General features: G+C 64.3%; 8 protein-coding genes. 5 read left to right on the plus strand and 3 right to left on the minus strand.

Annotated elements, in window-relative coordinates; genetic code table 11:
- Positions 1-2: 2 nt before the first annotated feature.
- Complete coding sequence (gltA, locus tag DFR52_RS01840; RefSeq protein ID WP_110030210.1) at positions 3-1,292, minus strand: citrate synthase; 1,290 nt, start codon at positions 1,290-1,292, stop codon at positions 3-5.
- Between the two features lie 320 nt (positions 1,293-1,612).
- Here gltA and DFR52_RS01845 point away from each other — a divergent pair, with 320 nt between their 5' ends.
- Positions 1,613-4,273, plus strand: a complete 2,661-nt coding sequence (locus DFR52_RS01845; protein WP_110030211.1) for a ComEC/Rec2 family competence protein — start codon at positions 1,613-1,615, stop codon at positions 4,271-4,273.
- Positions 4,274-4,299: 26 nt separating this feature from the next.
- On the opposite strand, the gene lexA is transcribed toward DFR52_RS01845, so the two are convergent.
- Together lexA and DFR52_RS01855 are read right to left on the minus strand one after the other, a co-directional pair.
- On the minus strand, positions 4,300-5,016 hold the full coding sequence (lexA, locus tag DFR52_RS01850; protein WP_110030212.1) for a transcriptional repressor LexA: 717 nt from the start codon (positions 5,014-5,016) through the stop codon (positions 4,300-4,302).
- Positions 5,017-5,505: 489 nt separating this feature from the next.
- The gene (locus tag DFR52_RS01855; protein WP_110030213.1) at positions 5,506-6,030 is read right to left on the minus strand and encodes a protein-tyrosine phosphatase family protein; all 525 of its coding nucleotides are present in this window, start codon (positions 6,028-6,030) and stop codon (positions 5,506-5,508) included.
- Here DFR52_RS01855 and DFR52_RS24390 point away from each other — a divergent pair.
- The 4 genes from DFR52_RS24390 (at position 6,016) to DFR52_RS01870 (ending at position 8,133) form a co-directional block, all read left to right on the plus strand.
- On the plus strand, positions 6,016-6,174 hold the full coding sequence (locus DFR52_RS24390; protein WP_158284827.1) for a hypothetical protein: 159 nt from the start codon (positions 6,016-6,018) through the stop codon (positions 6,172-6,174). The two genes, DFR52_RS01855 and DFR52_RS24390, sit on opposite strands and share 15 nt — an antisense overlap.
- A gap of 90 nt (positions 6,175-6,264) precedes the next feature.
- Positions 6,265-6,906, plus strand: a complete 642-nt coding sequence (locus DFR52_RS01860) for a GntR family transcriptional regulator (RefSeq protein WP_210205745.1) — start codon at positions 6,265-6,267, stop codon at positions 6,904-6,906.
- A gap of 229 nt (positions 6,907-7,135) precedes the next feature.
- Positions 7,136-7,615, plus strand: a complete 480-nt coding sequence (locus DFR52_RS01865) for a toxin-activating lysine-acyltransferase (protein WP_110030215.1) — start codon at positions 7,136-7,138, stop codon at positions 7,613-7,615.
- A gap of 227 nt (positions 7,616-7,842) precedes the next feature.
- Positions 7,843-8,133, plus strand: a complete 291-nt coding sequence (locus tag DFR52_RS01870; protein WP_110030216.1) for a hypothetical protein — start codon at positions 7,843-7,845, stop codon at positions 8,131-8,133.
- Positions 8,134-8,233: the final 100 nt, after the last annotated feature.

Genomic DNA, 8,233 nt, shown 5'->3' on the forward strand with positions numbered 1-8,233 from the left:
GCTCAGCGCTTGGAGACCGGTATGTAGTCGCGGTTCTTCTCGCCGATATAGAGCTGCCGGGGGCGGCCGATGCGCTGGCCCGGGTCCTCGATCATCTCGCTCCACTGCGCGATCCAGCCGACGGTGCGGGCAAGAGCGAACAGCACGGTGAACATGGTGGTCGGGAAGCCGAGCGCCTTGAGCGTGATGCCGGAATAGAAGTCGATGTTCGGGTACAGCTTCTTCTCGATGAAGTAGGGATCGGTGAGCGCGATGCGCTCGAGTTCCATCGCCACTTCGAGCAGCGGATCGTCCTTGATGCCGAGCTCGTCGAGCACTTCATGGCAGGTCTTCTGCATGATCTTGGCGCGCGGATCGTAATTCTTGTAGACCCGGTGGCCGAAGCCCATCAGACGGAACGGATCGTCCTTGTCCTTGGCGCGCGCGATGAATTCCGGGATCCGGTCGACGGTGCCGATTTCGGTCAGCATGTTGAGCGCGGCCTCGTTGGCTCCGCCATGGGCAGGGCCCCAGAGGCAGGCAATGCCTGCGGCGATGCAGGCAAACGGATTGGCGCCCGAGGAGCCCGCAAGCCGCACCGTCGAGGTGGACGCGTTCTGCTCGTGGTCGGCATGCAGGATGAAGATCCGGTCCATGGCGCGCGAGAGCACGGGGTTGGGCACGAATTCCTCGCACGGAACGGCAAAGCACATCCGCAGGAAGTTCGACGCATAGTCGAGATCGTTCTTCGGATACACGAAGGGCTGGCCGATATGGTACTTGAACGCCATGGCGGCGAGCGTCGGCATCTTGGCGACCATCCGCATCGAGGCGACCATACGCTGGTGCGGGTCGGTGATGTCGGTGGAGTCGTGATAGAACGCCGACAGCGCGCCGACGCAGCCGCACATCACCGCCATCGGGTGGGCGTCGCGGCGGAAGCCGGTGAAGAAGCGCGACATCTGCTCGTGCACCATAGTGTGCCGGGTGACGCGGTAGTCGAAGTCGACCTTCTGGGTCGCGGTCGGCAGTTCGCCGTACAGCAGCAGGTAGCAGACTTCCAGAAAGTCGCCGTGTTCGGCCAGCTGCTCGATGGGATAGCCGCGGTGCAGCAGAATGCCTTCGTCGCCATCGATGAAGGTGATGGCCGACTCGCAGGCCGCCGTTGAAGTGAAGCCCGGATCGTACGTGAAGGCGCCGGTATGCTTGTAGAGCGTGCCGATGTCCACGACATCCGGCCCAAGGGAGCCGCTGCGAACCTGCAGATCGACTTCCTTGCCGTCAACTATGAGTTTTGCGCTTTTGTCTGCCATGGCATGTCCTTCCAGAATGGGCAGCGCCGCACCAGAAGGCCGGCACAGTGGATGACTGTCACCCGTTGTGCTATACGATTTGGAAAGGCATGCCAAGCTATCCAGACTGCTAATTGTGCAATGCAAGAGCAATGGTGCAGACCCTGACCGCGATTTGCCCGTTTGTTATGCAAGCTGATGATTATAATGAATTTTGCCGGCATCTTGCAACCCGTTCGCGGATGCCTGGCGAACCTTGATTCTGACGCTGTCAACCCTTTCAGGTTGTATTTCTGCCCCTTTTGCGTGTAGTATCGGGATCCTGGCGAGGCTTGGCTTGGATGAGCGAACCGGCACTGCAGCATGAGGATCGCGCGGCGGCGTCCATCGCCATGCCGGAGCCTTTGTTCATGCCGCCGCAGGCGGCTCTCCCACAGCGTCTGCCCGCCCGGCTGACACCCCTGCCGATGCAGGCGAGGGGCGTGTCTCTGAGGACACGCGCGGCGCGAATGCTGACCGCCGGCCTGGAAGCGGAGCGCGGCCACGGCCAGTTGTTCCTCTGGCTGCCCGTCGCAGCCGGTGTGGGCGCGGCGGCAAGCTTCGCGCTGCCCTTCGATCCATCCGTGGCAGCGCTTGCGGCGGCCTTCGCCCTGATGACGGCGATCACGCTCCATGCCGGCTTGCGATCGGCGGTCCATCTGCCGCTGGCGCTGCTGCTGGCGGCGGCCTGTGGCGGAGCGCTGGCCGCAGCGCTGCAGGCGCGGGGGGCGCCGACGCTGCTCGATTCCGACGTGACCACGGCGATCACCGGCCGGGTGGAAATGCGCGACATCGATGCAGACGGTCGTGTCCGCTATCTGATCGCCCTGGAGGCGACGGAGGCTCCGGAGATCCGTCGTCCGCCCGAGCGGGTGAGGCTGGTGGCGCGCACAGGGCATGAGCCGCTTCCGATCGGCGCCCGCCTCAAGGCCAGGGCACGGCTGTCGGCCCTTTCCGGTCCTGCCTTGCCCAGGGGCTACGACTTTGCGTTCTCGGCCCTGCAGAACGGTATCGGTGCCTACGGTTTCCTTTTCGAGGCTCCGGTCGAGTTGCCGGCGACCGCTGCGTCGGCCGGATGGGTGTTGCGAAGCGTCGAATATGCCAGAGCGCTGCGCGACCGGATCGCCGGCCGCATCCGGTCCGTGCTGCCGGGAGACGCGGGCGCCATCGCCGCCACGCTCGCCGTCTCGGACAGGCGCGGCATCAGTCCCGAGGTGGTCGACCATCTGCGCGCCACGGGGCTGGCGCATATCCTGGCGATCTCGGGCCTGCACATGGCTCTGGCCGCCGGCACCCTCTATGTCGGATTGAGGCGCCTGATGGCCCTGTTTCCGTCCGTGGTGGAGTCCTGGCCGGTCAAGAAGATCGCCGCTTCCGGCGCGCTTGTCGCCGCCACCGTATACCTGGTGCTGTCGGGCGCCAGCGTGCCGACGCAGCGCGCATGGATCATGCTGGTCATCATGCTGGTGGCGGTGCTGCTTGACCGTCCGGCGCTGACGATGCGCAATGTCGCGATCGCGGCGCTCGTCATCATCGTGATCTCTCCCTCCGCCGTGGCCGGCCCCGGCTTCCAGATGTCGTTTGCCGCCACCGCCGCGCTGATTGCCGCCTATGGCGGCTGGGCAGGGCGGGCCGAAAGGAGCGAGCGGTCGGGCGGTGCGAAAGGTTTCGGCCTGCTGCGCGGGGCAATCGGCTTCATCGCCGGCCTGCTGGTGACGTCCCTGGTGGCGGGGATTGCCACGGGCCTTTTCTCCACGCATCACTTCCACCGCATCGCCGCCTGGGGCACGCTTGCCAATCTCCTGGCGATGCCGCTGATGACGCTGGTGATCATGCCGGCGGGGCTCGTGGCGCTGCTGCTGATGCCCTTCGGACTGGATGCCTGGCCGCTGAAGCTGATGGGCCTGGGGCTCGAAGGCGTCATCGCTGCAGCCGCCTGGGTCGACAGCCTGGGCGGTGATGTCGTGGTCGGCCAGGTGCCTCTGCCCGCCACGGCGACCGCCGCCGCCGGCTTCCTCGTGCTGGTGCTGATGCGCGGACGCCTGCGTTTCGCCGGCGTGCTGCTCGCAGCGCTTGGCGCCATGCTCACGCTCTCCCCGTTTCGGCAGGCGCCGCCCGACATCGTCATCGGAGAGGACGGGCGGCTCATCGCGCTGCTCGGGGAGGGGACGCTTGCCAGCAACGCCGAACGGCCATCCGCTTTCGTTTTCGAGCAGTGGCAGAGGGCGCTCCGGGCGCCCACCCATGAGCCGCCGGTCATGGTACGGCTTCCGCGGCAGATCGATTCCGGCGACAGCCCGGTTGCGGCCGCCGGTGCGGCGTCGGACCCGCCGCCGGCGGGCAGAGCGTCAATCAAAAGGGCGCCAGTGAACACGGCGCCCGTGAACGGGGAGTTGGCGCGCAGTGCGTTGGTGGAAGACGCCGCGGCCCTGCGGGCGCAACGCATCGAGGCGCAGCGCACCCTGCGCGACCTGCTTGGCCATGCCCGCGGCGCTGCCGGCCGCTTTGCCTGCCGGGACCGGGGCAACTGTGTCGCAGTGCTGCGCGACACAGTCATTGCCGCGGTCGACGACGGGGCGGCCATCGGTCCCGCCTGCGACATGGCGAACCTGGTGGTGGTGGGGTTCCCGGCGCGCATCGACAGCTGCCGCTCCGGTGCAGTTCTGGTCACCGCCAGGACCTTGCGGCGCAGCGGAGCGCTGGCGATCCGCCTGCTGCCCGGCGAGGCTCGGGATCCGGCAGACGGGATCACGAGCCCCACCATGGCAGCGGCGGCGACGGGTCGGCGCGGAAAGGCGTCCTTCGCCATCACGGCTTCGCTTGCCGGCGTGGTCAGGCCGTGGACGATCCAGCGCTACTACGACTGGCGCTCCGGCGTATATGAGACCGGCGGCGCCACCCCGCAGGACGCTCGTCCAAACGAAATCGGCCCGCTGGAGGGCGGGCCGGGAGTCCTGGAATGAGGGCGGCGAGCAAAGCCGGCAGGGTGTCAGTGGTAGCGGCGGATGAGGCCGACCAGCTTGCCCTGGACCTTGACGCGGTCCGGCCCGAAGATCCGCGTTTCGAAGGCGGGATTTGCCGCTTCGAGAGCGATCGAGGCGCCCTTGCGCCGGAACCGTTTCAGCGTCGCCTCCTCGTCATCGACGAGTGCGACGACGATGTCGCCGGGATTGGCGGTGGAGACGTTGCGGATGATCACGGTGTCACCGTCGAAGATGCCGGCCTCGATCATCGAATCGCCCTTGACCTCGAGCGCGTAATGCTCGCCCTGGCCCAGCATTTCGAGCGGCAAGGTGATGTCGTGGGTGTTGTTCTGGATGGCCGAGATCGGCACGCCCGCGGCGATGCGGCCCATCATCGGCACCTGCGCCGTCAGCGACGTCGACTCATTGGAGGGTTCGGGAGCCCGCCGCACCGGTTCTGCCTTGCCGAGACTGCCCTGGATGACGCTGGGGGAGAAGCCGCGACGCTGCTGCAGGCTTGGCTGGTAGCTTTCCGGCATCTTGATGACTTCCAGTGCCCGCGCCCGGTTGGGCAGGCGGCGAATGAAGCCGCGCTCCTCGAGCGCGGTGATCAGGCGGTGGATGCCGGATTTGGACGCCAGATCAAGCGCATCCTTCATCTCGTCGAAGGAAGGGGGAATGCCCGATTCCTTCATGCGTTCATGGATGAAGAGCAGGAGCTCGTGCTGCTTGCGTGTCAACATGGCCGGAAATCCCCCGGGTCGCCTTATGAAACAAAACCAGAACGTTGTTTACATGTTCCATATGTGTTCTGCAAGGGGTGAACAAACAATGAAGGAACATTGGAGGCGCGAAACATAAACGGGACCGGAACACGGCGGCCTGGGTCGGCTGGAGTGCAGGGCGTGGCGTTAGCTCTTTGTTATCGCTGCATAAAATATCTATTCGGCGCCTGCGGCAGGCTTATGGTGGCAAGCACCCGCCTCGCCGGCATCGTTGATGGTTCAGCCAAGCTTCGCGCCCCTATTGTCCCCTCGGGTCTCCGGCGGGAGACGGGTGGTGCTCTGCATCATACCTGATTCGGTTGAGTGCGCGTGCGTCGGCAACCGCTGGAGTTCGGCTTGTCAAACAGCGGCGCTGTCCTGACCGGACGTGGTGGCGATGGAAGTGAAATCCTGTCCATGCAGGCGAGGAGATCGATGGGCGTTGCCACGGCTGCAGGTTTCGAGTGGTTATCTGGGAAAGGTCTGCAGGTAGAGTTCCTGAGTGGGGGTTTCCAGCGCTTCCGGATGGACCGCGCGCAGGGTCTTCAAGGCCTCGCCGGGCGGAAGGCCGAAATCGACCAGGATGCGACCTGCCATCATGAAGCTGCGGCCGATTCCGGCCATGCAGTGGATGGCAAACCCATGGCCGCCGCGCGCCAACTCGTGTGCGTGCGACGAGATGTGACGCCAGTCCGCTTCCTGATCCGCTGACGGGATGCCGAAGTCCCTGACCTGGAACCGGATGCTTTGAATGCCGACGGAATTCGCCGCGTCTGTTATGTCAAGGTAATCAATGGTGCCAAGCTCGTCATCCTCGACCAGCCCGATCAGGGTCCTGATGTTGAGGTCGCGGAGCCGGTTCATTTCCGCCGCGAGTGTCTCCTCGCACAGCGCCAGCGCGCCGTTTGCGGATATCAGAAGGCCCGGCACTCCGCTGACTGCCAGATTGACCGTGGGCCGGCCCGGGAGGGGAATCAGGTGAAGCTGCTGCATTTCGATCCGAGTTATTCAGTTTATTGTGTTGGCGTGATGACAAGCGTGATCCGCTTGGAAAGCAAGGGATTTTTGATGATCCAGGATGGGTTTCCCGCCATGGGCCAACCGCGCTTGACGCTCGGCGCGGCGTGGCGCACTTGAGCGCATGGTGAAAATCTTGTTACAGGATCCGAACGCCTGCCGCGGTGCCCGGCGCCGTCCGCCCGGGCCAGTTGTATGAAAGAGTCTCCCATGCGCGAAAAAACCCGTGTCGACGTCATTTATGAAACGCTGCGCGATCGTATCTGCCTCGGCGAATATCCTGCGGGAACCGTTTTTCGTGAGCAGGAACTGGGGCAGGAGTTCATGGTCAGCCGGACGCCGATCCGCCAGGTGCTCCAGCGCCTCGCCTTCGAGAAGCTCGCCGTGGTCCGCACCGGGGTGGGGACGCTGGTCGAGGGCTATCCCGCCGGAATGGCAGGGAACTATCTCGCATTGTATGCGAACATGCTCAGCACTGTCGCCAGTCTCGGGCTGGTCGCCGATTGCGGTGATCTGGAGGAGGCTGCCACCACTCTGCAGGGCCGCGCCACGCGCCTGTCCGCAAGCACCGAGCCGGCGCGGTTCTGGCTGGTGCTGAAGACGGTCCATGAGATCGGAAGCGGTTTTTATTCGGATGATCTGCCAAAGCATATGGACGAGCTGCTGTTTTACCGCAGCAGCCCGGCGGTGATGGAGGGTGTTGTCCGCGATCGCAGCAAGGCCGCCGACCTGTTCCGGCAGAATGCCTCCGATCTGGTCACAGCGCTCGATGCGGGAGACCGTGCCGGCTTCTTCCGGTCGCAAGCCGCGAACGTCTTGCGCCTGACCGCGCTTGTTTCCAATCCGGGATAGAGCACTTCTGCCCTTGATTGACGCGCAAGCTGCTCCAGGGTCTTGGTCTGTCATATCGTCCTGCGCCGAAGGGAGTTCGCTTCCTCTGGACATGCGCCGGGATCGGGCCTCGGCAACGCGGCGAGATGCTCCCGCGAAAACGCGTTGATCGAAATATACCTGTATTCACTTCCTGTGCTGCGTGTGCTCTGTCTGTGCCGGAGCGAAATCCGTCAGGTGGAGCCGCAGGATGAACGACACCGGGCCCGAGCCTCAATCCTCCGGATTGCGGGTCACGCCATCGACCAGGGATCAGACGGCTGTGTTGGGCGGCGTGCTATGGCTCTGCCGGAAATCCACGCTGCATCAATACTACCCCGTCGGCATGCTGCTGCAGCGCATTGTTCCGGCCATCGAGATCGGCCAGTTTCGTTATTATGAGACCACGCAGGGCGTGCCGATCGGATTTTGCAACTGGGCATACCTGTCCGATCCTTTGCTGGACGCGGCATTGCATCACAACCTCGTCTTCGAACAGTCGCACTGGCGCAGCGGTCCGCATATCTTCGTTCCGGAACTGCTTGCGCCGTTCGGGCATTGCCGGCACGTCGTTCGGGACCTTCGAACGAACGTGGCTCCGCCACGGCAGACGATCTGGTCGGTTCGCGGCGCGGTGGCTTTTGGGAGTGATCCCGCCAAGGGCAGGGTGCAGCGCTTTTTGACCCGTTGAGCGCTGCGGACGCGATTCTTGTGCAGCGCAACGAAGGCCGTCGAAAGCGATGGGCCCTCGCGCGGCTCCAGGGGCCATCATGCGCCAGCCTGTCATCGGAATGTCATAATAAATGCACGGAAGTGCACGTCAAGACTATTGTCTTCGCAGTTGCAATAAGTCCACCTGTATACAGCATCTCGGCGCTGGATGTCCGGCGTCACGGGAGTGGCCAAGTGGGGTGACCAATGCAAGATCTTTACGCCGAAACCGTTTCAGCCATCAATTTCAACAACGGCATGGTCCGCCTGCTGCTGGTGGATCAGGACCCCGCAGCTCTGGCCGAGAAAGGCGCGGATGCGGGAGAGGTCAAGCCGCGCCTGAAGCAGCAGCTCATCATGCCGCTGCCTGGCTTCCTCTACATGCTCTCGGTCATCCGTGGCCTGATGGAGGAGCCGAAGATGCAGCAGATCATCGAGAAATACATCGAGCTCGGCCTGATCAATAGAAAGCCCGACGACGCCGACGGGCCTGCCTGAGAGGCATGCCGGGCTCCGTGAGGGACCAGGAGATACGATGAACGTCATGGCGGGTTCCGGCGCATCGACGCTGTCGCCGGGATCCGCAAACTTCCTGAAG

Origin of the sequence: Hoeflea marina (assembly GCF_003182275.1) — a bacterium.
GTDB lineage: Bacteria > Pseudomonadota > Alphaproteobacteria > Rhizobiales > Rhizobiaceae > Hoeflea > Hoeflea marina.

Coding starts and splice junctions, on each gene's coding strand:
- DFR52_RS01870 (WP_110030216.1), top strand. CDS start 7,843: ATGCAAGATCTTTACGCCGAAACCGTTTCAGCCATCAATTTCAACAAC.
- gltA (WP_110030210.1), bottom strand. CDS start 1,292: ATGGCAGACAAAAGCGCAAAACTCATAGTTGACGGCAAGGAAGTCGAT.
- DFR52_RS01865 (WP_110030215.1), top strand. CDS start 7,136: ATGAACGACACCGGGCCCGAGCCTCAATCCTCCGGATTGCGGGTCACG.
- DFR52_RS01860 (WP_210205745.1), top strand. CDS start 6,265: ATGCGCGAAAAAACCCGTGTCGACGTCATTTATGAAACGCTGCGCGAT.
- lexA (WP_110030212.1), bottom strand. CDS start 5,016: ATGTTGACACGCAAGCAGCACGAGCTCCTGCTCTTCATCCATGAACGC.
- DFR52_RS01855 (WP_110030213.1), bottom strand. CDS start 6,030: ATGCAGCAGCTTCACCTGATTCCCCTCCCGGGCCGGCCCACGGTCAAT.
- DFR52_RS01845 (WP_110030211.1), top strand. CDS start 1,613: ATGAGCGAACCGGCACTGCAGCATGAGGATCGCGCGGCGGCGTCCATC.